The 26,441-nt window shown below is 56.8% G+C and carries 32 protein-coding genes; 11 read left to right on the plus strand and 21 right to left on the minus strand.

The window, feature by feature from the left end:
* Nucleotides 1–53 precede the first annotated feature (53 nt).
* On the minus strand, nt 54–431 hold the full coding sequence (gene ebsA, locus IQ241_RS02415; protein WP_193904808.1) for a type IV pilus biogenesis protein EbsA: 378 nt from the start codon (nt 429–431) through the stop codon (nt 54–56).
* Nucleotides 432–636: 205 nt separating this feature from the next.
* Here ebsA and IQ241_RS02420 point away from each other — a divergent pair, with 205 nt between their 5' ends.
* Nucleotides 637–1,986 (plus strand): glycosyltransferase, encoded by a 1,350-nt coding sequence (locus IQ241_RS02420; protein ID WP_193904809.1) that lies wholly within the window; start codon nt 637–639, stop codon nt 1,984–1,986.
* A gap of 35 nt (nt 1,987–2,021) precedes the next feature.
* Here the strand turns inward: IQ241_RS02420 and IQ241_RS02425 are convergent, their stop codons facing one another.
* Nucleotides 2,022–2,837, minus strand: a complete 816-nt coding sequence (locus IQ241_RS02425) for a tryptophan-rich sensory protein (protein ID WP_228021294.1) — start codon at nt 2,835–2,837, stop codon at nt 2,022–2,024.
* Nucleotides 2,838–3,080: 243 nt separating this feature from the next.
* Between IQ241_RS02425 and IQ241_RS02430 the strand changes: the two genes are divergently transcribed.
* Nucleotides 3,081–3,614, plus strand: a complete 534-nt coding sequence (locus tag IQ241_RS02430) for a hypothetical protein (protein WP_193904810.1) — start codon at nt 3,081–3,083, stop codon at nt 3,612–3,614.
* On the opposite strand, the gene IQ241_RS02435 is transcribed toward IQ241_RS02430, so the two are convergent.
* From IQ241_RS02435 to IQ241_RS02445, 3 genes are read right to left on the minus strand one after another with little or no spacing between them, the layout of a single operon-like run.
* Nucleotides 3,611–3,895 (minus strand): TMEM165/GDT1 family protein, encoded by a 285-nt coding sequence (locus IQ241_RS02435; protein WP_193904811.1) that lies wholly within the window; start codon nt 3,893–3,895, stop codon nt 3,611–3,613. The two genes, IQ241_RS02430 and IQ241_RS02435, sit on opposite strands and share 4 nt — an antisense overlap.
* Nucleotides 3,896–3,928: 33 nt before the next feature.
* A complete protein-coding gene (locus IQ241_RS02440; RefSeq protein ID WP_322743546.1) occupies nt 3,929–4,291 on the minus strand; it encodes a TMEM165/GDT1 family protein in 363 nt (120 codons plus the stop codon).
* A gap of 60 nt (nt 4,292–4,351) precedes the next feature.
* Nucleotides 4,352–4,702 (minus strand): YkgJ family cysteine cluster protein, encoded by a 351-nt coding sequence (locus IQ241_RS02445; protein WP_193904812.1) that lies wholly within the window; start codon nt 4,700–4,702, stop codon nt 4,352–4,354.
* A 180-nt stretch (nt 4,703–4,882) separates the two neighbouring features.
* Here IQ241_RS02445 and psb30 point away from each other — a divergent pair, with 180 nt between their 5' ends.
* Nucleotides 4,883–5,002: a photosystem II reaction center protein Ycf12/Psb30 gene (gene psb30 / locus IQ241_RS02450; RefSeq protein WP_193904813.1), complete on the plus strand. Its 120-nt coding sequence runs from the start codon at nt 4,883–4,885 to the stop codon at nt 5,000–5,002.
* A 173-nt stretch (nt 5,003–5,175) separates the two neighbouring features.
* Here the strand turns inward: psb30 and ispD are convergent, their stop codons facing one another.
* On the minus strand, nt 5,176–5,883 hold the full coding sequence (ispD, locus tag IQ241_RS02455) for a 2-C-methyl-D-erythritol 4-phosphate cytidylyltransferase (protein ID WP_193904814.1): 708 nt from the start codon (nt 5,881–5,883) through the stop codon (nt 5,176–5,178).
* Nucleotides 5,884–6,005: 122 nt separating this feature from the next.
* Between ispD and IQ241_RS02460 the strand changes: the two genes are divergently transcribed.
* Nucleotides 6,006–6,971, plus strand: coding sequence for a glycosyltransferase family 9 protein (locus IQ241_RS02460; RefSeq protein ID WP_193904815.1), 966 nt, complete (start codon nt 6,006–6,008; stop codon nt 6,969–6,971).
* Nucleotides 6,972–7,109: 138 nt separating this feature from the next.
* Nucleotides 7,110–7,667, plus strand: a complete 558-nt coding sequence (locus tag IQ241_RS02465) for a hypothetical protein (protein WP_193904816.1) — start codon at nt 7,110–7,112, stop codon at nt 7,665–7,667.
* Nucleotides 7,668–7,697: 30 nt separating this feature from the next.
* Here the strand turns inward: IQ241_RS02465 and IQ241_RS02470 are convergent, their stop codons facing one another.
* Together IQ241_RS02470 and IQ241_RS02475 are read right to left on the minus strand one after the other, a co-directional pair.
* The gene (locus IQ241_RS02470; RefSeq protein ID WP_193904817.1) at nt 7,698–8,573 is read right to left on the minus strand and encodes a hypothetical protein; all 876 of its coding nucleotides are present in this window, start codon (nt 8,571–8,573) and stop codon (nt 7,698–7,700) included.
* Nucleotides 8,574–8,704: 131 nt separating this feature from the next.
* A complete protein-coding gene (locus tag IQ241_RS02475) occupies nt 8,705–10,225 on the minus strand; it encodes a CPBP family intramembrane glutamic endopeptidase (RefSeq protein WP_193904850.1) in 1,521 nt (506 codons plus the stop codon).
* Between the two features lie 99 nt (nt 10,226–10,324).
* Here IQ241_RS02475 and cobO point away from each other — a divergent pair, with 99 nt between their 5' ends.
* Nucleotides 10,325–11,008, plus strand: a complete 684-nt coding sequence (gene cobO / locus IQ241_RS02480; protein ID WP_193904818.1) for a cob(I)yrinic acid a,c-diamide adenosyltransferase — start codon at nt 10,325–10,327, stop codon at nt 11,006–11,008.
* A 351-nt stretch (nt 11,009–11,359) separates the two neighbouring features.
* Here cobO and IQ241_RS02485 read toward each other — a convergent pair whose 3' ends face one another.
* The gene (locus tag IQ241_RS02485) at nt 11,360–11,509 is read right to left on the minus strand and encodes a hypothetical protein (protein ID WP_193904819.1); all 150 of its coding nucleotides are present in this window, start codon (nt 11,507–11,509) and stop codon (nt 11,360–11,362) included.
* Between the two features lie 15 nt (nt 11,510–11,524).
* On the opposite strand from IQ241_RS02485, the gene IQ241_RS02490 reads away from it, so the two are divergent.
* Both IQ241_RS02490 and IQ241_RS02495 read left to right on the plus strand, forming a co-directional pair.
* Entirely contained in the window at nt 11,525–12,463 is a 939-nt protein-coding gene (locus IQ241_RS02490; RefSeq protein WP_193904820.1) for a bacteriorhodopsin, read from the plus strand.
* 140 nt (nt 12,464–12,603) lie between these two features.
* Nucleotides 12,604–13,377 carry a TrkA C-terminal domain-containing protein gene (locus IQ241_RS02495; protein WP_193904821.1) on the plus strand — a complete coding sequence of 258 codons (774 nt, stop codon included), beginning with the start codon at nt 12,604–12,606 and terminating at the stop codon, nt 13,375–13,377.
* A gap of 117 nt (nt 13,378–13,494) precedes the next feature.
* Here IQ241_RS02495 and IQ241_RS02500 read toward each other — a convergent pair whose 3' ends face one another.
* Nucleotides 13,495–14,043 (minus strand): response regulator, encoded by a 549-nt coding sequence (locus tag IQ241_RS02500; RefSeq protein ID WP_193904822.1) that lies wholly within the window; start codon nt 14,041–14,043, stop codon nt 13,495–13,497.
* Between the two features lie 190 nt (nt 14,044–14,233).
* Between IQ241_RS02500 and lipA the strand changes: the two genes are divergently transcribed.
* Nucleotides 14,234–15,097 carry a lipoyl synthase gene (gene lipA, locus IQ241_RS02505; RefSeq protein WP_193904823.1) on the plus strand — a complete coding sequence of 288 codons (864 nt, stop codon included), beginning with the start codon at nt 14,234–14,236 and terminating at the stop codon, nt 15,095–15,097.
* A 21-nt stretch (nt 15,098–15,118) separates the two neighbouring features.
* Here lipA and IQ241_RS02510 read toward each other — a convergent pair whose 3' ends face one another.
* Nucleotides 15,119–15,631 (minus strand): DUF3122 domain-containing protein, encoded by a 513-nt coding sequence (locus IQ241_RS02510; RefSeq protein WP_193904824.1) that lies wholly within the window; start codon nt 15,629–15,631, stop codon nt 15,119–15,121.
* Nucleotides 15,632–15,707: 76 nt separating this feature from the next.
* Complete coding sequence (locus IQ241_RS02515; protein WP_193904825.1) at nt 15,708–16,859, minus strand: SpoIID/LytB domain-containing protein; 1,152 nt, start codon at nt 16,857–16,859, stop codon at nt 15,708–15,710.
* Nucleotides 16,860–17,057: 198 nt separating this feature from the next.
* Between IQ241_RS02515 and IQ241_RS02520 the strand changes: the two genes are divergently transcribed.
* Both IQ241_RS02520 and IQ241_RS02525 read left to right on the plus strand, forming a co-directional pair.
* Nucleotides 17,058–17,801, plus strand: a complete 744-nt coding sequence (locus tag IQ241_RS02520) for an NAD-dependent epimerase/dehydratase family protein (RefSeq protein WP_322743547.1) — start codon at nt 17,058–17,060, stop codon at nt 17,799–17,801.
* Nucleotides 17,802–17,928: 127 nt separating this feature from the next.
* Nucleotides 17,929–18,408 carry an ester cyclase gene (locus IQ241_RS02525; protein WP_193904826.1) on the plus strand — a complete coding sequence of 160 codons (480 nt, stop codon included), beginning with the start codon at nt 17,929–17,931 and terminating at the stop codon, nt 18,406–18,408.
* A gap of 87 nt (nt 18,409–18,495) precedes the next feature.
* Here IQ241_RS02525 and IQ241_RS02530 read toward each other — a convergent pair whose 3' ends face one another.
* The 9 genes from IQ241_RS02530 to IQ241_RS02570 all read right to left on the minus strand — a co-directional run.
* Nucleotides 18,496–18,729: a DUF2442 domain-containing protein gene (locus IQ241_RS02530; protein WP_193904827.1), complete on the minus strand. Its 234-nt coding sequence runs from the start codon at nt 18,727–18,729 to the stop codon at nt 18,496–18,498.
* 43 nt (nt 18,730–18,772) lie between these two features.
* Nucleotides 18,773–19,045 (minus strand): DUF4160 domain-containing protein, encoded by a 273-nt coding sequence (locus IQ241_RS26290; protein ID WP_228021295.1) that lies wholly within the window; start codon nt 19,043–19,045, stop codon nt 18,773–18,775.
* A gap of 49 nt (nt 19,046–19,094) precedes the next feature.
* Nucleotides 19,095–20,228, minus strand: coding sequence for a small ribosomal subunit biogenesis GTPase RsgA (gene rsgA / locus IQ241_RS02540; protein ID WP_193904829.1), 1,134 nt, complete (start codon nt 20,226–20,228; stop codon nt 19,095–19,097).
* A 6-nt stretch (nt 20,229–20,234) separates the two neighbouring features.
* Nucleotides 20,235–20,477 (minus strand): sulfurtransferase TusA family protein, encoded by a 243-nt coding sequence (locus IQ241_RS02545; RefSeq protein ID WP_193904830.1) that lies wholly within the window; start codon nt 20,475–20,477, stop codon nt 20,235–20,237.
* Nucleotides 20,478–20,496: 19 nt separating this feature from the next.
* Nucleotides 20,497–21,624, minus strand: a complete 1,128-nt coding sequence (dnaJ, locus tag IQ241_RS02550; RefSeq protein ID WP_193904831.1) for a molecular chaperone DnaJ — start codon at nt 21,622–21,624, stop codon at nt 20,497–20,499.
* Nucleotides 21,625–21,734: 110 nt separating this feature from the next.
* Nucleotides 21,735–23,834: a molecular chaperone DnaK gene (dnaK, locus tag IQ241_RS02555; protein WP_193904832.1), complete on the minus strand. Its 2,100-nt coding sequence runs from the start codon at nt 23,832–23,834 to the stop codon at nt 21,735–21,737.
* Nucleotides 23,835–23,913: 79 nt separating this feature from the next.
* Nucleotides 23,914–24,663, minus strand: a complete 750-nt coding sequence (gene grpE, locus IQ241_RS02560; protein WP_193904833.1) for a nucleotide exchange factor GrpE — start codon at nt 24,661–24,663, stop codon at nt 23,914–23,916.
* A gap of 171 nt (nt 24,664–24,834) precedes the next feature.
* On the minus strand, nt 24,835–25,653 hold the full coding sequence (locus IQ241_RS02565) for an ABC transporter permease (RefSeq protein ID WP_193904834.1): 819 nt from the start codon (nt 25,651–25,653) through the stop codon (nt 24,835–24,837).
* The coding region (locus IQ241_RS02570) for an ABC transporter permease (protein ID WP_193904835.1) at nt 25,650–26,441 on the minus strand (792 nt) is incomplete at its 5' end. The genes IQ241_RS02565 and IQ241_RS02570, both read right to left, overlap by 4 nt.

Genomic DNA, 26,441 nt, shown 5'->3' on the forward strand with positions numbered 1-26,441 from the left:
CTCAGGATAGCGGCTTTTTGCCTTATTCTGACACGTTCCCTAGAGGGTAGAGCCTATTCGTCTATCCGTAGCAGCTTGCGATAAAACACCTTGGAAAAGTCAGGCGTCTTCTTATGGGACATTGCGGTAACCGCAGTAATCAAATAGTCCACAAATTCAAACGTCGCCAGCGTCATCTCATAGCTGAGTTCAGCATTCCCGTCGAACTGCATGCGGCAGCGCGTCAGGTCAGCCGGCAGCATCGAAATGTTCCAGGTCGCTAAGAAGACAATGCTGTCACTGCCTTCAATCTGGCGCTCGCCTTCCAAGTTGCCTTGCTTATACAGACCAATGGCGTAGGGGAGAGCCCGGCGCTTGTTGTCCCCCTGGTAATAGGGCATGTACACATTGACATCTTGCTGGCTAGCCGGCTTGATTCCTTCGATTGCCATAGCTCAAACGATTGCTCCCACTGACTAAATTAGGACGGCCCCTGCGGCTGGGCGGGCTGCCGCCTTGAGTTTAGAATGCCCGCTCAGCCAGAAAGTCAATCAGGCGTTAGCCATAGTCAGAAGGTCTAGCTAGTCGATGGGTATACAAAGGGGTATGGTTTAAATTTGTTTGAACTTTTTGCAAAGAGATCTAAACGGCTAAAGCATGTCTGATTTCGCTGAGCTTTCGACCGAGACCGAGCCGGACTTTTCCCCAGGCTATGCCGGACGTCGTCTGAAGGCGGCCTTTGCGCTGAGCCTGCTGTGGAGTGGAACGGTCTTTTTACACCTGGTCACCTGGGGAGAGTGGGCCGTGCTCAGCATAACGGCGCTAATGGGCGTTCATGCGGTACGGGTGGGATTGGCGCGATCGCGTCCCCTCCCCCAGCCGCTGCCGTCCCATTTCGCTCACCCCGTCAGCGCTGCGGAGGCTCAAGCCTGGCCTTACCTCTCGCTGCTGGTCGCCGCCAAGAATGAAGAAGCGGTCATTGCCAAACTGGTTGAATCGCTGCTCCGGCTCGACTATCCCCCCCAGCGCTACGACCTCTGGGTGGTCGATGACCACAGCACCGATCGCACCCCGGAAATTCTTAAGCAGCTGGCGCAGCAGTATCCGCGCCTCCAGGTGATTCGCCGTGGCCCCGATGCGATTGGGGGTAAATCGGGTGCCCTGAATCAGGTCTGGCCCCGCACGAAGGGCAGCCTCCTGGCCGTTTTTGATGCCGATGCTCAGGTACCGACTGACCTGCTGCGTCAGCTCGTACCGATGTTTACCGAAAATGTCGGAGCGGTGCAGGCCCGCAAGGCGATCGTCAACCCGGAAATCAACTTTTGGACCCAGGGTCAGGTGGCCGAAATGGCTCTGGATGCCTATTTCCAAGAGCATCGTACGGCGATTGGCGGGATCGGCGAACTGCGCGGTAACGGCCAGTTTGTCCGGCGCGAGGCGCTGATTCAGTGCGGCGGCTGGAATGAGGAAACCATTACAGATGACCTTGATCTCTCCATTCAGCTACACCTAAACCGGTGGGATATCGAGCTGCTATTTGCCCCCGCCGTCGGTGAAGAGGGCGTAGTTAGGACTCGCTCGCTCTGGCATCAGCGCAACCGCTGGGCTGAAGGCGGCTTTCAGCGCTACCTCGACTACTGGCGACCGCTGGCCCGCAATGGCTTGGGCTGGCAAAAATCGATTGACATGGTTGGCTTCTGGCTGATTCAGTACCTGCTGCCTGCGGTGGCGATCCCCGACCTGGCCCTCTCAATCGTGCGACACCGGCTGCCTATCTTTAGCCCGCTGACTTCCCTGGCCGTAAGTATGTCCTGCTGGGGCATGTTTACCACGCTCCGCCGCACCCAGAAGATGCCGGTACCGCTAGCGGTTTTATATACCGTTCGCGGCACGCTCTATATGTTTCACTGGCTGGTGGTGATTGCGACGACGACGGTACGGATTTCAGTGCGGCCTAAGCGGCTGAAGTGGGTGAAGACGGTGCATGGGGGGGATGGTAGAGGGTAAAGAGTTAAGAGTGATGGGGTGATCGGGTGATGGAGTTAGGGGGCTGGTTTGGGTTTGGGCAGGTTGAGCCAGAGGGTGAGGAGGCCCAAGACGGCGGCCAGGCCGCTGGCGACTAAGGAAATAGAGGCGGGATTGGTGGCGCGGAGGGCGATCGCGATTAGGGCCCAAATGGTGACGGCGGGGAAGGTGGCGTCTTTGTACTGGGTGGTGACGACGGCGGCGATTAGGGCACTGACGATGACCATCAAGATAGTCCAGGTGGTAGCGGCGAGGGTCCACTGGCCCCAGCCTGAAGCGACTAGAGCGGAGGCAACGTTGACGACGGTGGCGACAGTAATCCAGCTCAGGTAGAGGCTAATCGGGATTTGCAGCAGCCAGCGGCGCTGGCGAGCGGGCGGCTGCGCGCGATGGGAGGCGCGATAGGCGCCAATCAGACAGGCGAGGATGCCAACCATCAGCAGCACCGACAGCCAGAAATATCTGAGCTGAAAGGCAAAGACCCAGGCAATTTGGCACAGGCAGGCGCCGATCACGCCGTAGGCAGTTTGGCGTAGGCTGGGGTCAAACCGCAGCTTAGGTCGAGCCTGATAGAAACTAAAGCCGATCAGGCCAACGTAGATCAGCCCCCAAATGGCAAAGGCATAGTTAGCTGGCGTAATCTTGACGTCGGCGAAGACCGTATTGGCAATCTCGCCAATATTGGCGCCGCCTAGGGGAAAGAAATTCGACAGGGCATTGACGATGATGGCGGCAAAAACTGCGGCGAAGGTTGCCCCCTGACGGCATCTGGGCGCGATCGCGCTGTCTCCAGAGTTCGGTGCTTTCGGATCTGTCGGATCTGATTGAGTCATAAAATTCCACCGCCCAGGCCATTGAGAAAAGATAGCTTTAGCTTAGCCGGGCAGAGTCAGAAGTATCTCTATCGAAGATCAGAACCTAGCCGAGCGGAGCTCAGAAATGACCGTTCTAGTAGGTAGAAAAACTTACTAACTAATTGCAAAGAAACATCACGAATGGCCTAGTTTCAGGACAGCGCTTTTTCACTTCGCTAAAGTGAAAATATTGATTATTCTTCACTTCTTAAGCACGCCATCATGTTCCATTCCAAGCTTTCGACCAAACAGTTCAACTGGGACAGCTTAGTCCTAGCCGCGGCTGCGTTCTGGCTTAGCGTCAGCCTATTTCTAGACTTTTTGCTCATGCCGATGATGTACGGTACCGGCATGATGGAGGAGCCGGGCTTTGCCTCCGCGGGTTACGGTCTGTTCTGGACGTTTAACCGGGTTGAGCTGCTCTGTGCGGCCTGCATTTTGACTGGTTTGCTGGCGCTGCGGCAGCGGCAAAGTGAATTTTCTGTTCTGGTCAGCGGCAGCCGCAGCCGCTGGGCAATGCTGATCGGCAGCGGGCTGCTGGCGATCGCGCTTGTCTATACCTACCTGCTCACGCCGCAGATGAGCGCCTTGGGACTTCAGCTCAGCGCCGCCGCTGAGCCCGTCCCAGCAGCGATGAACCTAATGCACAGCGTCTACTGGGCATTAGAAATGCTGAAGCTAACCGCGGCAGCCGGTCTGCTCAAGCTCTGCTATGGTGACGTGGCCAGCGAGTTCCAGGACATTGCCCAGGGCTAGTCTGGCAGGTCTGAATGGGGCCAGAGCAACCGCACCGCCATCAGCCCAAAGCCGATAGCGGCGACTGCTTTGACGAGTCGCTCCGGCAGCAGGTTGGCCGTTCCTTCGCCTAAAATCACGCCTAAAAAGCTGGCTAGCAGCAGCGCCCCAACGGCTCCGGCAAATACCGCCTTAGGGGATGAAGAACTACCGCTGAGCGCGATCGCGGCTAGCTGGCTCTTATCTCCTAGCTCAGATAGAAAAACGGCGACAAAGCTAACGCTTAAAAGATTCCAATCCATTCGTGGTTCACGATTAGGGTTGCATGCAGGTGTTCACAAGCCAACGACATCTGCGACTAGCCAAATGGTAATTAGCAGCAGCAGCACCGCAGCCATCGTATCCAGCGTTTTGGCAGAAATCCGCTTCGCCATCCATCGGCCCAGCAGCACACCGATTAGGCTAGTCGAAATCAGTGCCAGGCCCGCTCCAGCAAACACCGTCCAGGGCGAGTTGGCCTCAGCGCTGATTAGCAGGGTCGTCACCTGAGTTTTATCCCCCAGCTCTGCCAGAAATATGGTCACAAAGGTGGAGAAAAAAATGCTCCAAAAGCCCTTTTTTAAGGCTGCATAGGGCTCACCAGCAGATTGGTCAGCGGTTTGGCCAGCAATGGGGGAAGAATCTTGGGCAGGTGACACGGGCGCTTAGATTTCACATTTCTTTCATTATCTTAGTGGACTCTGGCCAAAACGCTATCGCTAAGGGTAGACGGCTTGGTGAAACCGGGTCAGTTCTGGGCTGGGATCGCCGTAGATTGATTCAATTTGCTGTTCACAGCAGGCGATCGCGAATTCATCTAGCGCTTCTGGCCCAATTCCAAACATGGCTTCGAAGGTGTCTGGCTGCACCCGGCAAAAGTCTGGACGGGTCTCATAAATCTGGCACTGACGGGTGGCGGCATTGTAGTGAATGCACCAGCCATCTTCGCCGACTAGGCTGAGGTAGCGCTCGAGCTGTGGAGCCGTTAGATAGCTCGCAAGGTCGGGGCGGTCGGTGGGGTCTAGGTGGCAGCAGGCACCACACTGTTGGACGCATTGCCAGGTTGGCATTGATTTTGGGGGTGGATGATGGGCAAGAGCGTAGCCAGCGGGGGCAGTGACCTAAATTCCATTTGGCGTTTTATTAAATCCGGCTTAATTACCCCGCCGCTAACAGGTACAATAGCTTTCAACAGACATGGCCAGCAGGGTTTAGCCTGATTTTTTTAGCCTGGATTTTTCGGAGGTTTAATGAGTTTCTTAAGCAATATTGATTTTATCCTAATCGCCCAGCTTACGGTACTGGCAATGGTCGTGATTTCAGGGCCTGCCATCGTATTTCTATTAGCGCTTCGCGGCGGCGACCTCTAGGAGAACCTCTGGGAGAACCTCTGGGAGAATCTCTGGGAGAACCTCTGGGAAAATCTTTGGGAGAATTTCTGGAGCATCTGGGCATAGCGTTTTTAACCCAGCCCTTCTACCCGCATTTGCCTATCAGTAAAGCCCTGGTTCGGTACCGGGGCTTCGTGCTATTACGCTATTCATCAATCGGTTCCCCGTAGTCGCTGCTTAAGAATCAGTTCGGCAATGGACAGGTCAGCGGGCGTCGTGACTTTCAGATTGGTCTCTTCACCTTCGACGATATTGACCGGCAGGCCGCATTTTTCAAACAGGGCAGCATCGTCCGTCACTGCCCAGCCCTGGTCGTGGCCTCGCCGATGACAGTCCTTTAACAGGGAAACATCAAACCCCTGGGGCGTTTGGGCAGCCCAAAGGCGGCTGCGGTCGGGGGTGTGTTCAATCTGACGGTTGGCGTTGACCTGCTTAATCGTGTCTTTGACCGGGACGGCAGCGATGAATCCTTTGCAAGATTGGAACGCTGCGGCACAGCGGTCGAATAAGTCAGGGGTACTCAGGCAGCGCGCTCCGTCGTGGATCAGGACCTGGGCGGCCTCCGCGGGCAAAGCCTGAAGGCCATTGTAAACCGAGGCCTGTCGCGTATCGCCGCCAGTAATAAAGTGGACGGGTGTGGACAGGGATAGCGTATCTGCGATCGCGGCAAAGTCTGGCTGGTCGGTCGGCTGGCAGATAATCCCGATCCAGCGAATCGACTGGGCGGCCTCGGCGGCGAGCAGCGTCCAGGCCAGCAGCGGCCGATTGCGCAGCGGCAGCAGCAGCTTATTGCGTGGCGCCTGCTGCCAGGCGGCACTGAGTCGCCGACCGATGCCAGCAGCGGGGATAAGTAGGTACAAGGTGGGCCTCTAAAACGCTAAGTTCCAAAGATTCTATTTTTATTGCAATTGAAACAGCGCTACTATCACGGCTTCAATTAGAATGGACAGCGGACAACCCCTGGAATCCGTGAATATATAGTATGCGAATACTGGCCCTAGTCCCTGGCGGCATTAGCGAACAGCTCCTCTTTTTTCCGACGTTAGACGACATCAAGCGGGCCTACCCCGAGGCTGAAGTCAGCGTTGTGGTAGAGCCCCGAGCGACGGCGGCCTACCGAGTTTGCAAACAGGTCAATAGCGTGATTCCGTTTGACTATGAGTCCCGCAATAGCCCCTCAGACTGGGCGAATCTGCTAGGAATTATGCGCGATCGCGAATACGAAGTGGTCTTTCTCACCCAGCCCCGCTGGAGCGAAAGCTTGCTGCTGTGGCTCAGCGGCATACCGACTCGGATTACCTATAGCACTACTGGCACGCCCTGGCTGTATACCGCGACCGTTCCCTACCATCCCGACCAGTATCAGGCAGCGCTCTACCACGATTTGCTCCAGGGTATTGGGGTTAAGTCTACCTGTCCCGAGCTGTCGGTTAACCTGCCCAAGGCCGACCTGGACTGGGCCGCTCAGAAGCGTGAAAAGCTCGGTCTCCAGAAGGGTTACGTGCTGATGTATCCTGGCCCGGCGGCGCCGCTGAACGCAGACCCTGACCCGTACCCCGTCGCCAGCTGGCAGACGCTGATTCAAGATTTCCAGAGCAAGCAGCCGCAGCTACCAGTGGTACTGCTTCAGACCGCCGACAGTCGCTCGGCAATTGGCGAACTCAGCGCCAGTCAGGGCAGCCTCAAAATTGCGGGGCCGGGGAATATTGGCCAGACGGCAGCGATGGTTGCCGGGGCCGACCTGGTGATCACGCCCGACTGCTATGTGATGCAGCTTGCGATCGCGCTGAACGTGTTTACCCTAGCGATGCTGGGGGCCAGTGAGCCCAGCCGAGTTCTACCCAAACCCGCCCAGGATGACCCCCGAGCGGTGGGCATTCAGTCGGCCAGTAGCCGCCTGGCCGACCTTAAACCCGAGGCCGTCTTGGAAAAGGTCTGGGGCGGATAGTGTCACGATTCGCTTCGCGGTCAATACGGGCACTTCCGCCCGAAGCCGCAACGGGTTTTCACCCAAAAGGATCATTAGCAAATCAACTTCGGTCGATAAGCTAGAAACAATCTGCCTGTAGCCATCAAGCTAAAAATCATGGATCGTATTCAAGCACAAGCTGCAAAACTCTGGGAGCTGCTCTTTGCGCCCGAAACTGCCAAAATTTATCAGAAGATGCTCGCCCTCACCTGGGATATTCTACGAGAGTCGGCTCAGCTCATTTGGCTGATCATTTGCTTTGTCTTTGTCTTCGGCGCTTGGGCCAGCGAAACTGTCTTACAGACGAGCTACGGGCTGCGAAACTGGGTCGAGGCCCAGACGAGCGATCGCGGTAGCACCTCTCTTCCAGCCATGGGCAAAGCGCTGCTGGTCGGCAGTCAGAATGGAGCGGCCCATCTGCTCGACCATGCCCGCGGTCAGCTTGGCATTGAGCGGCCCATTCCAGCGGTCAGAATGATTGATGCCCAATCTTCAGCTCAGCCGCCATCCGCTGCTCAGCCATCTCAGCCCCAAACGTCAGCCAAACCCCAGGCGGTACCGTCGGCTTCAGGCCCAGCCGCTGATTCCGTACCGCCAGAAACGCCTATTGCTGAAGTTTCCGTCGCCGAGCCGGATGAGATTTCTCAACCGACTCAGCCTTCGGTGACTTCCTAGTCTCACCTGCTTCTACCTCACCCATTGCTTTTATTGAAACAGGCGCTTAGCCGCTGTGAAGTAGAGCGGATTTTGCTCTAGGCTGACATCGCCAGCTTCGGTCACCTGGTACTCAATCACGATGTCACTATAATTTTCAACATCTAGCACGACCGCCGCGATTTGAGCCTCTTCATACCTAACTGAGCTCGACCATAGCAGAACGCCATCGCCGAAGATGCTGACCAGATAGGTCAGTGGGGTGGTCCCTGCATCTAAGTCTCCCAGACCAAATTGGAGAAAAAGACCTTGAGCTTCGGCTTTAGATCCTGAAGCTGGCTCCAGGTCAAACCCAACTCGAGTCACCTCAAACTGGTCAGGCTTAAGAAAAAAGTTGGACTGGTACTTTCGCTTACCGATAAAAACGGAGCGGGGTTCAAAGCTGGCGTTGCGCTGGCCCAAGCCAACCTCGGCAATCGGCATGGCCTGGCTAAAGTCGCCAATCTCAGCCGGAGCCTGCTGATAGCCCTGCTCGGGCGCGAACCCGACCAGTTTGCTATTGCTGTCGTAGGTTTGGTCGCTCAGCAGGCTGCGGTCGGCACTAGATAGCTGCCGCTCAGGAGAATTTGATTCCGTCTGAACGGGCTGGGTTAAATCCATCTTGACGCCATCGGTGGCGCGACTGGCGCGATCTGCCTCGCCAATCTGACCAATTTCGGTTGGCCGCCGACCAAAGCTGAAATCGCCCAATGTCATCGAACCGGCTCGGTACACATTGAATACTAGATGCGCGGCGCCGGTCGCCAGCAGGGTCGTCATCAGGATGCCCGACGTAAAGCCGGTGCGGTAGGTGTTTAGCTTCATAAATGCTTTCTGGGCCAGATTTTGCTTTTTGCTGTTGGGTGTTTCTAATTCAACTCGAGTCATTGGATTAATTGCCATGGGATCAGCTATTCGTCAAAACAAATAGGGTGACAGGCGTATAGGCTATCAGCCGATCTGCCGAGACCATCCAAATTCTCAGTTTTTTAGCGCAAATTCTTGACTTTCAAAAAAATCTATGCTCCGCCCAGTAAAAACAGGCCGATCATCGTCACGCTGTTCCAGGTGCTGTGCAGCAAAATTGAGGACAGCAGGTTGCGCGATCGCGCATAGACAAACCCCAGCACCGCGCCCAGTACGGTCAGCGGCAGCACCTCGGACAGGCTCAGGTGGGCTGCGGCAAAGATCAGGCTGCTGAGGCCGATGGCACCCCAGACCGGCATGTAGCGGGTCAGCGACGGCAGCAGAAAGCCGCGAAATAGAATTTCTTCAAAAACGGGAGCCGCGATCGCGGCGGTAAACAAAAATATTCCCAGCGCCAGCGGATCATGTTCCTCCAATACCGTTTGCAGCAGCGGATTGCTGCCGCCCTGCCCCTGCCAGAGCTGCTGGTTCAGCAGCGAGACGCCGATCATCAGCGGCAGCGCTACCAGATAGCCGCCTAACCCCCAAAGCGGCCATTTGGCCACCAGCCGAAACCGAAACCAGCCCTCCGGCAGGGGAAAATAGGGCCGAATTGAGCCGTAGAGAACGGCTAGACCGATAGACGCCATCAGCAGATAAAACACCAGCGCATACAGCGCCGGACCGCGGCTATCGGCTGTGCCAAAGCTCAACCCAGTTTGCTTTAGGAGCAGCGGCAGAACGATCTGGCCGATAAAGAAGAAGCCGAAAATCAGCACCTGCCAGACCGTTTCCGCCGTCCAGGGAACCGTCCAGCCGCGATCGCCCGCGATTGCCAAAACTGACTTTTGCTTTTGGACAAACCGCTGCCCGATCAGCACCACCAGCAGTATTGCCCCGAGCAGCCCGCCCAGGGTCGGCATGACGCCAATCACCACTAGCCGCAGCAGCGTTTCCTCTGCTGTCTCCTGCTCCTGCTGGGTCAGCAAAGCCAGGTCCTGGGGCCGGTTTTCTACCCGATAAAGTTTTTCTAGGGCGCGATCGCGAAACCAGCCGTCTAAATTCTGGAGTAGGGCCTCAGTCCCGGGACTGACCTGGGGCGGTTCACGCCAGAGATCGGCGAGCGCGGCGGCGGTCTGCGCGGTGGTGGCGGTGGTATTCTCCTGGGCTAAGCGCTGCCAGGTTTGGATAGCCTGCTGCTGTTGCTGCTGCTGAGCCTGTAGAATGCCTAGACGCAGGTCAATCCGATGGATTAGCGCCTGCTGCTGATTGGCAATGCTCTGCGCCTGAGTAGCCTCATCGCTGCTGGCCCTAGCAGGTTGTAGCGCCGTTAGCATGGCGGCTTGCTGCTGTGAACGCTCCAGCCCCGCTACCGCTGACTGCCGGACCTCTTCATACTGCTCGATGACCGTTTCAATCGGGTCCTTTCCCAGCAGCGCCGTTTTGACCCGGTCAGCCTCCTGCTCAGACAGGTCGCTGCCGTCCCAAGCAGTCGCCTGTAGCAGCAAATCGGTCTGGTAAAGCTGAAGGCGACTGGTGACTTGAGGCTGATTCGCGCTGCTAATCAGCGCTCCCCCCACAACCAGAACCACAATAAACGTCAGGACGGCTAACACCGCTCGCTTCACTGTCATGCTGTCTGTCATTTTCTCTTTACGCGCCGATGTAAGCTGAAGAATAATCTCATGCATTATCGCACTTTGCCCTAGCCGACTGTCGCCACTCACCCTGCTATGACCTCTGATTCTATGACCGATGCTGCTACTAACCTTGACCAAACCGCGACTCAGCTCGACGATGCGGCTACCCAGCCTGGCCTCAGCGCAGCCCAGTACAAACAGAAGATGCAGCGCCGCAAAGCCGTCCAGGAGCAGCGGCTGGCCGGACGCGATGTGAAAAAGGGGCTGATCATCGTCCATACCGGCAACGGCAAAGGGAAAACCACTGCCGCTCTAGGAATGGTGCTACGCTCCTTGGGCCACGGTTTCAACGTCGCCATCATTCAGTTCATCAAAGGCGGCTGGGAACCCGCCGAAAAAGCCGCTCTCAGCCACTGGCCCGACCAGCTAAAATTTCATGCCATGGGTGAAGGTTTCACTTGGGAAACCCAGGACCGCCAGCGCGATATCGAAAAAGCTCAAGCTGCTTGGAATACGGCTCTGGACTATATTCGTCAGCCCCAGTACAAAACGATTTTGCTAGACGAGGTGAATATTGCCCTGAAGCTCGGCTATCTGCCGGTTGAACAGATCATCGCTGGGCTCGATGAAAAACCTGCCGACACCCATATTATTTTGACCGGGCGCGGCGCTCCGCCTGCCCTGGTTGACCGCGCTGACCTGGTCACAGAAATGACCCTGGTCAAGCATCCCTTCAAGGAACAGGGCATCAAAGCTCAGGCCGGCATAGAGTTTTAGCCCTGTGGCGGACTCAAAAATAGATACGCCCATTTTCAAGAGATAAGTCCTGTATCCTTTGATAGAAATTGGTCAAGGTTCGGATTACCGCCACGGGTAGATGAGAACCGTAAAGGGGAGTCGATAGGCTCTAGAAGACTGTATTATCGCTACTTCCTTTGGGAGACTAAAACCCTTCCTAGGATAAGTGCTCAGCTCTATGGGATTTAGTCAGCTTTTACAGGAGATAGGCGGGAGTGAAGCGTCCACGATCTCCGGCCACTTGTCTAAATCAGATTACGGTTAACCGTAATTTAGCTGAAGAGAAACTTCAGCCGCAGCTGCAACAGCCAATCCCGCTTGCGGTAGAGGCTACACCGGAAACAAGCGCCCCCGCCGAAAGCCGTCCATCCCCATCATGTTTTGCAAGTGGACGCGATCAGCTGTTCCGACCACTGGCCACAAGACAGCCGCCGCTTCTTCCGATAGGCTAGGCCAGCCTAAAGTTTGTCCATTAAACATCAGAGGTACAAAGCCATGCTATCCATTGACTTGCCAGCGGCCTTCGGTTTTATGCCAAACGTCGTAGCCCAGCTTGGAACGTTCGAAATACCACAGGGCCTTAATTTAGAAAATATCCTGGTCTATTCGCCGCTGCAGCACGATCTGATCTCGCATCTGCTGACCCTGGGTGTTGGGGCGATGGCCGTTGGTTTTGTCTATTTCTTGACCACTAAACGTCAGTCGGCACCAGCCTACCAGCCCTCGTCGGTACTCTCGGCGATTGTGATGGTCTCTGCTTTCCTGATCCTGTTTCGACAGCTGCAAGGCTGGCAGTCCGCTTTTGCTTTTGACGGCGAAGTTTGGCGGCTGACTGATAGTACCTTCTCCAACGGTTATCGCTATCTCAACTGGTCCATCGACGTCCCCTGCCTGCTGACCCAAATGCTGTTTGTGGTCAACGTCACGCCGGCCAAATTTCGCAAAACTCGGACCCGTTTCGTAGCGTCGGGTTTACTTATGATCTATACCGGCTATATCGGCCAGTATTTTGAGCTGACGAGCATTCCCTGGTTTATGCTCTGGGGCTTCATCAGTACAATCTTTTATGTCTACATTCTTTACCTAGTAGGTAATCTTATTTTCCGCTCACGCGAAGGGCTGCCGCGTCCAGCCTATAATACGATGGGCACTATCTGGTGGGTGATTTTAATCTCCTGGACCCTCTATCCCCTAGCTTATCTGGTGCCGCTGGGCTGGCAGTTCTTCCCCGAATGGGGCGGCTGGGCTGGCGTCACTCGCCAGTTCCTCTTTACAGTGGCGGATATTTTTTCCAAGGTGATCTACGGCGTCTTGCTGACTAGCGCTGCCCAGGCCTGTAGCGTAGAAGCGGGGTATGAACCCGCGCTCCAGGCGAAGAAGACCGCTGATAACGGTCAGCTAGAGCGGGAAACCAAAATTCCGTCGCGATTTTAGACCGAATTTGCTAAAGCCAGAAGTACTAAACTGCCAGTGCTTGAAAATTTCCAGCTCGCTCTAGGATTGTCTAGGGCGAGCTGTTTCAGTCAAAGCGCCCGTTCCTACAGGCGACCCAAAATGCTAAGAGAGGCCATGATATGACAGCTTTAGTTTCTGTCTTTGTAGCCATTACGGTATCCCTGCTAGTGACCCGGCTGGCTGCTGAAGCCATCGTGCTGACGGGCCTATCAAGACAGGCGGCTGAGTTTCAAGCTCGCTCGGCGTTTACTGGGGCCGGCTTCACCACCCGAGAGTCAGAGCAGGTCACGAACCATCCCGCCCGACGACAGATTGTGATGCTGCTTATGCTATTTGGCAACGCCGGCGTGATCTCGGTGATCTCTTCGCTTGTTCTAACTTTTGTCTCTTCCGCAGACACCCGTCAGGCAGGATGGCGTTTTCTGATTCTTGGGGTTGGGCTTGGGTTGATGTGGATCATTTCCTCCAATCGGCTTTTCAATCGCTATCTGACCATATTCCTACGGTGGGGACTGCGTCGGTGGACAAAACTGGACGTCCGCGACTATGCTAAGCTGCTGCGGCTAATGAAAGATTATGCAGTGACAGAGCTGCGGGTTAAATCTCAAGATTGGCTAGCCGGTAAGCGCTTAGACGAGCTTCAGCTTCGGGATGAGGGCATTGTCATCTTAGGAATCCAGCGCCCTGATCAAACCTATATTGGGGCCCCTCACGGAGAGACCCAAATTCGAGCGCAGGATTTACTCATCGTCTATGGCCGCGAAGATGCTCTGTCCCAGTTGGATTCTCGACGTTCAGGCAGCGTTGGCGATCAGGACCATAGACAAGCCGTTGCTGAACAGCAGCAGGTTGAAAACGAAGAGAATATGCGGGACAAGGCTTCCCAGGCTTAGTTTGCACAGGTCAGCTGAATAAAATAGCGTCTAGATTGGATAGAACCATCTAGACGCTATGAAGATATGTCGTTAGAAACCGCTTAATTGCTGCATTCCAGGGCGCTGCGTTAGGATTTACTTCAGCTTTTGCTTGATGAAGGCGATGATCTTAGCCGTCTGTTGCTTCAGCGCTGCGACTTCTTTCTCAAGCGAAGCAACCTGCTGCTTGAGCGCTTCGACCTCAGCATTGGAACCAACGGCGGCGGCAGGTGCTACCGGAGTAGAGATGACGGCGGTGGGGCGGGCCTTGCGGGCCTTGGTCATCGCATTCTTAATGGCGCCGATCAGTTCCTTCTGCTCAAAGGGCTTCTGGATAAACTCAAAATACTCAAACGGCTCGGTAATTTTCTCAGTCACTTCCTCCCGGCGACCCGACATCATCACCAGCGGAATGGTTTGTAGGTCAGGCTTCGACTGAATCTCCTGGAAGACCTCATAGCCGCTCTTCCGAGGCAGTAAGAAATCTAGCATGATCAGATTGGGCCGCTGCTCATGGATGGCATCCATCCCCTCTACGCCATCTTTGGCCTCGATGACCTCAAAGTTACCCTGGGGCAACATGTCCTTGACTCGCATTCTGATGACTCGACTGTCATCAATGACTAAAATTTTGTGACTTGCCACGACTGACTCCTTTCGACGGCGATGGCCCTATTCAGGTTAGTGCAGACTCAGGTTGCCCGATTCGGGGGATGGCGCTAACGCGGTGCTAGCCCGATTTCAGTGACCTAGTTAGAATTTACCCAGAATGCCCTATGTAACTAACGGTAATCCCTGAGCTAGTCTCTATTCGCTGTCTTTTCTTCTTTCACCTATGCCCATCCCCCTTCCTCCCTGGCTAAAGCGTCCTATCGGCAAAGCCAGCGAGCTCTCTACCGTCCAGAAAATCATCAAGCAGCGGCAGATTCACACCATCTGTGAGGAGGGGCGCTGTCCCAATCGGGGTGAATGCTATGCCAACCAGACGGCTACTTTTCTCCTTATGGGGCCGACCTGTACTCGCGCCTGTGCCTTCTGTCAGGTGGATAAAGGCCATGCCCCCCAGCGGCTTGACCCGCAGGAACCGGCAAAGGTTGCCGAGGCCGTAAAGCTACTGGGGTTACGCTATGTGGTACTGACCTCAGTGGCCCGGGACGACCTCAGCGACGGTGGCGCGAGCTGGTTCGTCAAAACGATGCAAGCAATCCGCGCGGCGACCCCTGAAATCCAGATTGAGCTGCTGACGCCGGATTTCTGGAGCGGATCGGCAGCAGTCCAGCAGCAGCGGATAGCCCAGGTGGTTGCGGCGCAGCCTGCCTGCTATAACCACAATGTAGAAACTGTGCTAAGGCTGCAGGGGCCGGTGCGGCGAGGCGCGAAGTACGATCGCTCTTTAGCCGTACTGCGCTATGCCAAAGCTGCGAATGCTTCCTTACCAACTAAGTCTGGCCTAATGCTGGGTCATGGCGAGACCGAGGTGGAAATTATAGAGACGCTGCGAGACCTGCGGGCGGCAGGGTGCGATCGCGTCACCCTAGGCCAATATATGCGCCCCTCCCTAGCCCACCTGCCGGTGCAAAAATATTGGATCCCCGAGGAGTTTGACCGGCTGGGGCAAATCGCCCGCGAGCTGGGCTTCTTCCACGTTAGATCGGGGCCGCTGGTGCGTAGCTCGTACCATGCGGGTGAAGCCGCTTAGGGATGGGTGGTGGGTGGTGGGCTAGTTCTCCGCAGGGGTCTGGGCAGCCAGTGTCCGCCATTCTTGGACGGCAAAGGGCGGGACGACCAGCTCAGCCGTCCGACCATTGGCGAGGGGAATGTAGACCTGGAGGGGAATATCGCCCTGTAAAGCCGCGATCGCGCTCTGCAGATCGTACTGAGCCGCATTAGCCGGCAGTGCAGAGGTCTGAGCATCGAGGGCAGGCGCAGCCGTCCAGCGCGTTCCTGACCCGGTTGCAATCACCAGCTCAGAACTCGGAACCAGCTCAGCCAGGCCCGGAAAGCCAATCAGCCGCAGGTAGAGCCCTTCTATCTCCTGCTGCTGATAGCGCTTGAAGAGAATCACCTGCCAGGCCCGGTCGGCGCGATCGCGCAAGCTCTGCTTCGACCGCAGTGTGGTTTGTCCAGGCTGCTCATGATAGGTATGAATTGAGGCCATCGCGGCCATCGGCCATATACTCCAGAGAATCAGGGCCAGGCTGCCCACTATTATCCAGCCTTTTAGCTTAGCCATTAGCCCCTTCAACATTGTGCCTATTTGTAGCAACCTGCTTTAACTATAGGCTGCTGCTAGCCGTAGGTGGTGGCGATTAAGGTTCCATCTCCAGCCGGGCCAGAGCCGTGCCGGGGTAGTAATAGGCGAGAATGTCGGCGTATTGATAGCCCTGTTCGGCAAACTTGAGGGCGTCGAGCTGGCTCATGCCGCGACCGCCGTGGGCGGTATTGACGATATCTTGGGAAGCTGCGTAGAGCGATTCGACGATGCCACCGGCCTGGCTAATAAATTCGCCTGAGGTTTCGTTGACCGCCGTCTGGGTGGTATTGGCTTCTTTATCAACGCCGCCGTAGGCCTGGAAGCGGGGCGTATTGTCCAGGTCGTAGTAGTCGTTGCTGGCCGGCCGAATATTGTGGGTAAGGGCGTAGGAACGGGCCGCGATCGCCTGGGCCTTCAGCGCCTCTATTGACCAGCTGGGCGACATTTCGCTGCCGACTACGCTGTAGAGATAGTCCCTTAGCAGGACGTGGTTGACGGCAATCAGGCCGGTTTCCCGAATTGCCAGCAGCAGCCGACCGCGATACCAGCTGTTGCCAATGGCCAGGTAGCCGCCTTCGTTGGGGTAGACCCAGACCGCCGTTGGCAGGTTTGTCCCGTCGATCGCGATGCCCTGAGTGCCAATCGTAGCGGTGTACCCAGACTGAGCCGAGAGCGATCGCAGCGTATTCCCATCTAGGTCAGTGATTACGCCACCGGTAGAAGCGGCCAGGGAAACCGTACTGACGTCGCGCGTCAGCGCCACCCGCATTTCTAACACTGCGTCAATGGTAAGGCTACCTGAAGTCGGCGGCGGCGCAGCAGCGGCTTTCACTATTGGCGCTGTGGGCGCTGTCGGTGCTGTCGCTCCGGCAGAAGTTGAATTCTGGGCAGAACTGCTGGAACTGCCTGCCTTTGCCGCATCCGGCTGAGCCGCTGGACTGGAAGGCTGAGCCGCAGTCGGCCCGACAAAGGCTTCGGCCTGACGATAGATAATCCAGGGATTGACCGAGAGCGTATCCGATTGGAGCCAGGGTTGTAGCGGCAGCTTGCCGCTCCGAAGCTGGCCCACGGTCGGGCTGGAATCAGCATCAGGCCGCACCATGTCGGCAGGCGCAAAGGCGAAGCTGCCGCTGACCAAGAGTAGAGCCGCGATCGCGCCCAGTTTTTCATTTCTTGACTTCGGTAGTCTGATGCACCGCTTTAGCATAGCTTTATATTTTCCACCGTCTACGGGCCGTAGACGCATCCTCAACACGCCTGACATCGATTAGTTTTCACAAAAAAGCCGCAAAGATACCAGGATCCACAGAAGCTTCCCCCGATCTTAATGTTCCCAGGGGCAGATTGACTTGAGCTTTAGCTTTCTGGAAGCTCAGTTGGCAAGGTTAGAAACACTAAACTCAACGTGAATATTTTGTTAACCGGGGCCGCCGGGGGAATTGGCACCGCTTTTCGGCAATACGTCAGCGAGCAGAAGCGGGCTGACTATCGCCTGCGCCTTGCCGATCGCTCAGACATGGCTAGCCAGCCGAACGAAGCAGCTGAAATCATGCAGTTCGACATTGCTCAGCTAGACGACTGCCAGCGGGCCTGCGCTGATATGGATACGGTAGTACATCTAGCCGCTGACCCCTCGCCCCAGGCCGACTTCTACGGCTCGCTGCTGGATAACAATATCAAGGGCACCTACAATATTTTTCAGGCGGCTAAAGTCCAGGGCTGTCGGCGCGTGATCTATGCCAGCAGCGTTCAGGCGGTGGAGGGCTATCCGCTCGATCGTCAGGTGAATGCCCAAATGCCCGTCTGCCCGCCCAACCTATACGGTGTCAGCAAATGCTTTGGAGAAGCGATCGCGGCCTGCTTTGCCCACCAGGGCCTATCCGCGATCGCCATCCGCATCGGCGCATTCACCCCTGCACCCCCAGATGAAACACCCAGCGCCCGAAACCTCAGTGCCTATGTGACGCCGCGAGACCTCTGCCAGCTCTTAGTCCGCTGCATTGAAGTACCGGATGTCCCATTCGCGATCGTCCATGGCATTTCCGACAATCGCTTCAAACGCCTTGACCTGAGCGGAACCAAAGCCCTACTCGGCTACGCCCCCCAGGACGACGCCTTTCAGCTCTTCAAAGTTCCCTTTCAGAGCTAGCCAGGTTACACAAGCAGTCACGCCGTTTCGCATAGGTTATGAGCACAAACGCCTATGAAGTTGGCTAGAGGAGTCAGCCAGGTTCTCATAGATACCGCGTTACAATTTGGTAAAAATAAAATTCCATATGCTGACTGAACAAAATAAAGCTCTCGTCCTCCAGTTCTACAAAGCCTTTGACGATCGCAAAATGGAGCAAGCCTTAGCGCTTTTATCACCAGATTTTATCGCTCATCTGGCAGGAATGCCTGAGCCACTAAACGGGGAAGAGTTTAAGCAGTTTGGAACGTCCTTTTATTCAGCCTTCAGCCAGGGGCAGCACGTTTTTGATGAAATCGTGGTTACGGAAGATAGGGTCGTAACGTGCGGAACCTTCACAGCAACCCATCTCGGAAAATTTCAAGAGCTTCCACCGACGGGCAAGCAAATCAGCTTGTCAATTATGCACATTGATAAAGTCAAAGATGAAAAAATTGTGGAGCATTGGGGTCAGGGCGATGCGCTTGGGCTCATGCAGCAATTAGGGATTGTATTCTTGCCAGGCCCAAGCTTATTCCCGCATATCCTGAAAGGCGCTGTATCCAAGCTATTCAAGAAATCTGCGTAGAAGCGGTTCGTATAAAAGTATACGTGGCTTAACGATAGGCAACAGCATGGGCGCATCAGGTAGTCTAAATTCTGGGGTATTCACAAATTAGGCCGTGACTACTGACCGATGGTCTATTGGTAATAGCGCCATTAGCTCATCTAGGTCAAAGTTTTGCTCAATGTCGGGAAAATCAACTGCATGGCCCCCGGCCCAGACCCGAACGTTAGCAAGCTGCTCATCGGTCGGGCGCGGTGCCTGAACGAACTCTGAGCCAGTCCAGTTTAGCATTTCCAAAGCGTCTACCGGGCAGCCCAAGCGAGCACCGCTGGCAAATTTCATCTCTATCTCTCTGGTCTCAGACAGGTATCGAACGGCAGTGATTTTATTTTCCATTGTGAATAGACTTCCAAGCGGTTTTGATTTCGGCCAGACGGTCATTGACCAGGCGTAGAGCCTGTTTCGTAAACCTGGCATCAGCGTTTTGCCATCGCTTTTTACCCGATTCAAGCACCACAGCCACTGGCCCCGATATATCGATCCTTATCTCTTGCTCAGCAGATGTGACATGAACGTGAGCCGGAGCATGGTCATTGCTGAAAACCTTGACTACGCAACCTTCAGAGCGAAATATCTCAGCCAATGGCGGGACCTCCATTGTATACCAAGAGCTTTTCAAACAGCGTACCCAGCAAGGGTGTGGCTATTTACTCCAAACCCAAGTCTTCTAAGTCTTCTAGCTGGCTTAAATCTTCAGCATCGGAGAGGTCATAGCAAATTTCCTGAAACGCCTGATTTCGGGCCTTGCGTGAGGGACGGCGATATTTTTTAGCGGCTAGTCGGGGTTCGTGCTGGAGCTTGCCATCGGCACTGACCTTTACTTTTTCAGTCGCTTCGGCATTGCGCTGCTCGTCTAGCGTTTGCTGCTGGGCCAGCACTTCATCCAGCAGCGTCAGGTAGTAGTCATAGCGCTCCCAGTCGCCGCGCACGACGCAGCCGGGCTCATCCCGGTGGAGGCAGTTGCTGAACTGGCAGGACTGGTCGGCCAGGCGCTGACGAATTTCGGGGAAGCAGTCGCCTAGCGCTTCGGGGCTGCATTGAATATCCGGCTGGTTAAATCCGGGCGTATCGGCCAGAAAGCCGCCCTGGGGTAGCTCAAAGAGTTCGACATGGCGCGTGGTATGACGGCCCCGACCCAGCTTGCCAGAAACGGCTCCCACCCGCAGCGTCTGGGCTGGGATCAGCCGATTGATCAGGCTGGACTTGCCTACGCCAGACGGACCCGCGACAACGCTAATTCTCCCCTGGAGCTGGGCCGTTAGCGCATCTACCTGGGGTGAGTCCTGCCGCAGGCTGACAAAAGTAGGCCGATAGCCCCAATCCGCTAGCCGGTGCTGCCAGTGCTTAGCCTGCTGATCGGAAATTAGATCCTGCTTGTTCAAGCAGAGTTGGATCGGAATGCCGGTCGATTCGGCTTTGACCAGGAAGCGGGTGAGCTGGTTGGGATCTAGGGTCGGTTCTGCCAGCGCAAAGACCAGCAAAATCTGATCGACGTTCGCCACCGGGGGACGGTCCAAGGCGGTTTTGCGCGGCAGGATGGTTGCGATCGCGCCTCGCCGATCCTGCCAATCCGGCTGCTCGACCTCCACCCGGTCGCCCACCATCACCTGCTGCCCTAGCTTTTTCAGCAGCCCCCGTCGCACACATAGCAGCTTGAGCGAGCCAGAGTCCGGCTGCGCTGTTGCATTTGAAGCATCGAGCTGAACGGAAGAAAAATTAGCCTGGATGGCGACCACTGTGCCCGGCCATCGGTCTGCATTAGCGGGGCTGCGAGCGGTCATAGCGCACTACCCCGGACGGCGCACCCGAACAGCATAGTAGTCTCCGCGAGGTACAATCTGCTCTACCGAATAGCCGTCCATTTTTAAGCTATCGGGCACCTGCTCAATCGGCTCCCCAGGGTCGAGCCACACTTCCAGCAGCGCCCCTGCTGCCATTTGGTCGAGCTTTAGCTTAGTGCGGACAAAATTCAGCGGGCAGGGCGTTCCCCGCAGGTCGAGCTGCTCATCGGCTGTACTTGTCTTACTCACAGTCGTTTGATCCCATCGGCTAACCTCTAAACAACCCCCCGAGAAAACCCTCGATACCGCCCTTGCCGACGGTGTCACCGCGGATTTCGGCCAGCTTGGTCAGCAGCTCTCGCTCTTCGGTCTTGAGCCGGGTGGGAATATTCACTTTGACCGTAATCAGGTGGTCGCCGCGGCTGACCGGATTGCCCAGCCGGGGCACGCCGCGATTTTCCAACGGTAGCACCGTATTGGGCTGAGTCCCCGCTGGAATCTGTAGCGGTACCGGCCCATCCACCGTTTCAACTTCCAGCTGACAGCCCAAAATGGCCTGGAGGTAGCTCACCTTCAGGTCTGAGAGCACATTGATGCCGTCGCGCTTGAACTTGGCATCTTCATTGACGAACAGGTAGACATACAGGTCACCCGCCGGGCCGCCGCGCTGGCCGGTGTCGCCTTCGCCGGTCACCCGCAGCCGGGTGCCGTTGTCCACGCCGGGCGGAACGTTGATCTTGAGTTTTTTCGCCTCCTGCTTCTGGCCGCTGCCGCCGCAGATCTCGCAGCGATCCTCCACGACCTCGCCCGTGCCGCTACAGGTCGGGCAGGCAGAAACCTGAGTGAAGCTGCCAAAGGGAGTCCGCGTTGCTCGCCGCACCTGGCCAGAGCCGCTACAGGTCGAGCAGGTGCGCGGGCGGGTGCCCGGTTTCGCTCCAGACCCCTTACAGTTATTGCAGGTTTCTAGATGGCTGATTTTAATTTCTTTCTCGCCACCAAAAACGGCCTCTTTAAAATCGAGCTTCAGGTCTAGCCGCAGGTCGTCACCCCGCATCGGCCCGCGCCGCCGGCCCTGGCCGGCACCGCCGGAAAAGCCGCTAAAAAAGGTCTCAAAGATATCGGCAAAGCCACCCATATCTGAGAAGTCTTGAAAACCGCCTGCGCCCGCTGCCGCACCGCCGACACCCGCTTCGCCAAAGCGGTCGTAGCGAGCCCGGAGCTCCGATTCGGAGAGCACTTCGTAGGCACGATTGATTTCCTTAAAGGTGTCCTCAGCGCCGGCATCTTTATTGATGTCGGGGTGGTACTTGCGCGCTAAGCGCCGATAGGCACGCTTGATTTCTTCCTGGTCAGCACTACGCGAAATACCAAGGACTTCATAATAATCACGAGCCATAGAGCGCTAATTTAGAAACGAACGGGTCATCGAATCAATTCCATTGCACCATTGTAGGAACTGACTTGGATTTATGACCAGCGTTTTTCTGAAAAGCGCTAAAACTCGCCCTATTCAATTGCTTCGTAGTCCGCTGTGACGGTGGCGTCGACATCAAACTCTTCGCTACTAGCGTCCTGGGGGGCCGAATGGACCGGCTCAAAGGGATTGCTAGCATCCCCCGACGGCGCTGACTCGCTGACCTGCGACCCCGCCGCTACCGAGCTGAATACTGCCGTTTCATCCATTGGCGCAGCGGCGGGCGCCCTGCCGTTACCGACACTGGCGGGGCCGCCATTGCCAGCGGTGGAATGGGCGGGCGCATTGCCGTTACTTGGAGCCGGCTCAGAGAAGTCCCGATCGTCCTGCCGGTAGAGGTTGGCACCCATCGTAAAGACAATTTGCTGGAGCGCGTCAATGCACTGCTCTAGTTCAACCGCCTGAATCTTGCGATCGTCAATCGCGACCCGCAGCACTTCCGCTTTTTCGTGGGCCTCGGCCTTGAGGGCGTCGGTAATCAGGCTGGCATTGTTCCGCAGGGTCGTTTCGTAACTGTAGAACAGGCTGTCTGCCTTATTCTTCAGGTCGGCGACGACCTTGTACTGTTCGTCTTCATTGGCGAAGGTTTCCGCCTCCTGCCGCATCCGCTCCACTTCGTGCTCGGTGAGGCCACCGGTATTGGTGATCCGGATGCTCTGCTCCCGACCGGTACCCTTGTCGCAGGCGGCCACCTGTAAAATGCCGTTGGCGTCGATTTCGAAGGTTACCTCAATTTGGGGAATGCCCCTCGGCGCCGGCGGAATGCCGGTCAGCTCGAACCGGCCCAGGCTCTTGTTATCCCGAGCCATCGCTCGCTCGCCCTGGAGGGCATGGACTTCTACCGAAGTCTGACCGTCGGTGGCGGTCGAAAAGACCTGGGAGCGGCTGGTCGGGACCGTGGTATTCCGCTCAATCAGCTTGGTAAAGACCTCACCCAGCGTCTCAATTCCCAAGGCCAGCGGGGTGACATCGAGCAGCAGCACGTCCTTCACCTCGCCGCCCAATACCCCCGCTTGGATTGAAGCCCCTAGCGCCACCGCCTCGTCCGGGTTGACGGAGCGGTCGGGCGTCTTGCCTTTAAAAAACTGGATAATGGCGTCCTGCACCGCGGGCACCCGCGTCGAGCCGCCGACCAGTAGAATGCGGTCGATTCCCTCCGGCGTCAGGTCGGCGTCCTTGAGCGCCTGCTTCACCGGCTCTAAGGTGCTGTCAATCAGGGGCCGGATCAGCTCTTCAAATAGGGAGCGGGTCAGCTCCATCTCGAGATGCTTGGGACCGCTGGTGTCGGCTGCGATAAACGGTAGGTTAATGGTGGTCTTGACCATGTTCGAAAGCTCGACTTTAGCCTTTTCAGCCGCCTCGCGAATCCGCTGCAGGGCCATCCGGTCGGTGCTCAGGTCCATCTCTTCCTGCGCCTGGAACCGCTCCAGAATCCAGTTGCCGATGCTATTGTCAAAGTCATCACCGCCCAGGTGGTTGTTCCCCGAGGTCGCCTTGACTTCGAAGACGCCGTCGCCCAGCTGCAAGATGGAGACGTCAAAGGTGCCGCCGCCCAGGTCGAATACTAAAACGGTCTGTTCCTGGTCGGGCTTATCGAGCCCGTAGGACAGCGCTGCCGCAGTCGGCTCGTTAATAATTCTTAGGACTTCCAAACCGGCAATCACGCCAGCGTCTTTGGTGGCCTGCCGCTGGGCGTCGGTGAAGTAGGCCGGAACGGTGATTACCGCCTGAGTGACGGTTTCACCCAGATAGGCCTCAGCGTCTTTCTTCAGTTTTTGCAGCACCATCGCCGATATTTCCTGCGGCGTGTAGGTCTGGCTGCGAATAGTCACATCGACGGTGTCGTCCTTGCCGGGGACACAGTGATAGGGCACCCGCGATCGCTCTTGCTCGGTATCATTCCAGCGCCGACCAATAAACCGCTTGATGCTGTAGACGGTATTTTCGGCATTGGTGATCGCCTGGCGCTTGGCCAGCTGACCCACCAGACGCTCACCCGTCTTCGCAAAACCCACGATACTGGGAGTTGTGCGCCCCCCCTCAGTATTCGCGATGACGGCTGGCTTACCGCCTTCTAAAACAGCGACGCAGCTGTTTGTCGTGCCTAAGTCGATGCCGATAACTTTGCCCATGGCTTGCAGGTTGAGACAGCTAATGAGGGAGTGGATAAGCGCCCAGGTACCGCCGCCGCCGCCTCAACCAGAGCCGGGGCTAATAGGCGTCTTCGCCGGGGGCCGCTGCGTCCGATGCTGCTGACGGCTCTGGCGGGGCTGCCACCTTGACCATGGCATGCCGCAGAACGCGCTCTCCTAGAAGGTACCCGCGAACGAACTCATCAATAACAATTCCTTCCTCATATTTATCGGTAGGCTCACGCATGACCGCCTCGTGCAGGTTGGGATCGAACTCCTGTCCCTCCGCCCGCATCGGCGCTACGCCCAGGCGCTTAAGCCCCTCCACCAGCTGCTTGTAGACGCTTTGGTAGCTTTTGTGAATGGTCATTTCGGCTTCGGTTTGGGGCTTGATCTGCGATCGCGCCCGCTCAAAATTATCGATGACTTCTAACAGCGCCCCGATCGTATTGCACTTGACCTGCGCCTCCAGGTCTTCTTTTTCTTTGCTGCTGCGCTTGCGAAAATTCTCGAAGTCGGCGGAAAGCCGCATGTACTGGCCGGTGCGGTCCTCAACCTGAGCTTGGAGGTTGGCAATCTGCTGCTGGAAGGACGCGATCGCGGCCGAGTTATCCTCAGCCGGCGGCCCTGCTGGACCGGGCATTGCCGCATCAGCGGTAGCGGCATCCGCGTCTTCAGCATCTGCGGACTCAGAAATTTCGTCGGACTGAAACTCTTGCTCAAAGTCAATCTCAATAGAGGCATCTTCATCCCGCAGCTCTTCCAGTTCTACCGGCGTTTCGTCTGAGCTGCTTTGCGGGTTGTCAGTGGGGTTTGCTCCTTCCATCATCCTCTAGTTTCTCCATGACCGATGGCTCATGGCCGTGTAGCTACCACAGTGATCATGGGCTACCGGCGCTGAGCTAGACTGCACTATCTATTTAAGCTGAAAAGGCTGGTAGTCCTACCCATTCTTTTCAGCTTGGCTATTAGTGTAGCTTACGCCTCTGCGCCCGTAGCCCTACCGGTAACGGCGCTGATAGGTCCGCACCGTCAAAGTGCCAAACACCACGCTCAGCCCCAGACTCCATAGCAGCGCAGTCAGAATGTAGCTCAGCACCGGCTCGCCGCTGGCCAAACCCCGCATCGCCTGCGCTTCGATGGAGATGGGATTGACCGATACAAACCCCTGCGCCCAGTCGGGAAAGCCCTCCAGCGGCACATAGCCAATGCTGAGAAAGGTCAGCGGCAGAATCCAGGGATTCATCGTCGCGGCGACCGACTCCGCTGAGTTGGCCCGCACTGCAATCAGCAGCGCCACCCAGGCGAAAGAGGTGGTGAAAACCACCGGCAGCAGCAGAAATCCCAGGCTGTCCAGCAGCCCGCCCTGAAACCGAAAGCCCAGCAGGTGACCCACCAGCACAATCGCCACTACCTGCAGCAGCAGCCGCACCGCCGCCGCCACCAGCCGCCCGCCCAGCGCGGCAAATCGGGCAATCGGCATCGCCCGCAGCCGCATATCCATACCGCTGTCGAGGTCTTCGTAAAAGGTAGAGCCGATATTGACCGTATTGATCAGCAGCCCCTGCACCGTGCTGAAGGGCACGAGGAACTGGGCATAGTCGGCATAGGAGCCGTCGGGCAAAACCACCTTGGCAAAGCTAGCGGTAAACACAACCATCAGCGAAATCGGAAACGCCGCCGTCACCAGGGTCGCCGCCGGATTCCGCCGGTCGAGCAAAACATTCCGCCGGGCAATCACCGCAATATCTTGCAGGGTACGAACTAGGCCACCTTCACGGCGAGCCGCCACTAGGTCAGCCGGAGTGGGTCTGGTCATGACAAATTTCGGTAGAGGTGAATCGCCCAGGCCCCGAGCCCGACCAGGGCCGCCGTCAGCCAGAGCAGACTGGATAAAACCGGCAGGAGTTCTGGGGAGGCGCTGCTCAGCGATCGCAGCGCGTCGCAGGTGACGCTAACCGGCTGGTAGCGCACGATCGGCTGTAGCCAGCCGGGAAAATTTTCAGCCGGGCTGAAGCCGTTACTCAGCAGCAGCAGCGGCGCGTAGGGCACAATCGAAACGGCATCGACCAGGGCCGGTCGCCGCAGCTTCAGGGCCAGCGCCCCATAGCCCGCGATGCAGACCGCCGTAAACAACAGTACTAGAAAGAAGTAGCCCAATAGCCCTAGCAACCCAGCCTGAAAGCGGAAACCGTAGACCAGCGCCAGCGCCAGCAAAATCAGCGTGGCAAACAGCCCCCGCACCAGGTAGGCCAGCACCAGCCCGCCCAGCACCGCCGCCCGAGAAATCGGCATTGCCCGGCAGCGCTGCATCATCCCGGTCTGCATATCTTTGGTCAGCAGCAGGGCCGAGCTGAGCCCAGCAAAAAACATCGCCTGTAGGTTAATAATCGGCACCAGGTACTGAATATAGTCCACCCCCTGAGCCGCCATCAGCCGTTGCCCAATCACCAAAAAGCCGCTTAGAAAAATTGCCGGAAACAGCAGCACCGACACCACCACCGCCGGCGTCCGACTCAGGCGCAGCAAATTCCGCCAGGCCAGCAGCAGGCTATCCCCCATCCCCCGCCGCCACCCGCTCTCCCGCCGCGCCGCAATCATCTCCTC

Origin of the sequence: Vasconcelosia minhoensis LEGE 07310, from assembly GCF_015207255.1 — a bacterium.
In the GTDB taxonomy this organism is placed as follows: domain Bacteria; phylum Cyanobacteriota; class Cyanobacteriia; order Phormidesmidales; family Phormidesmidaceae; genus Vasconcelosia; species Vasconcelosia minhoensis.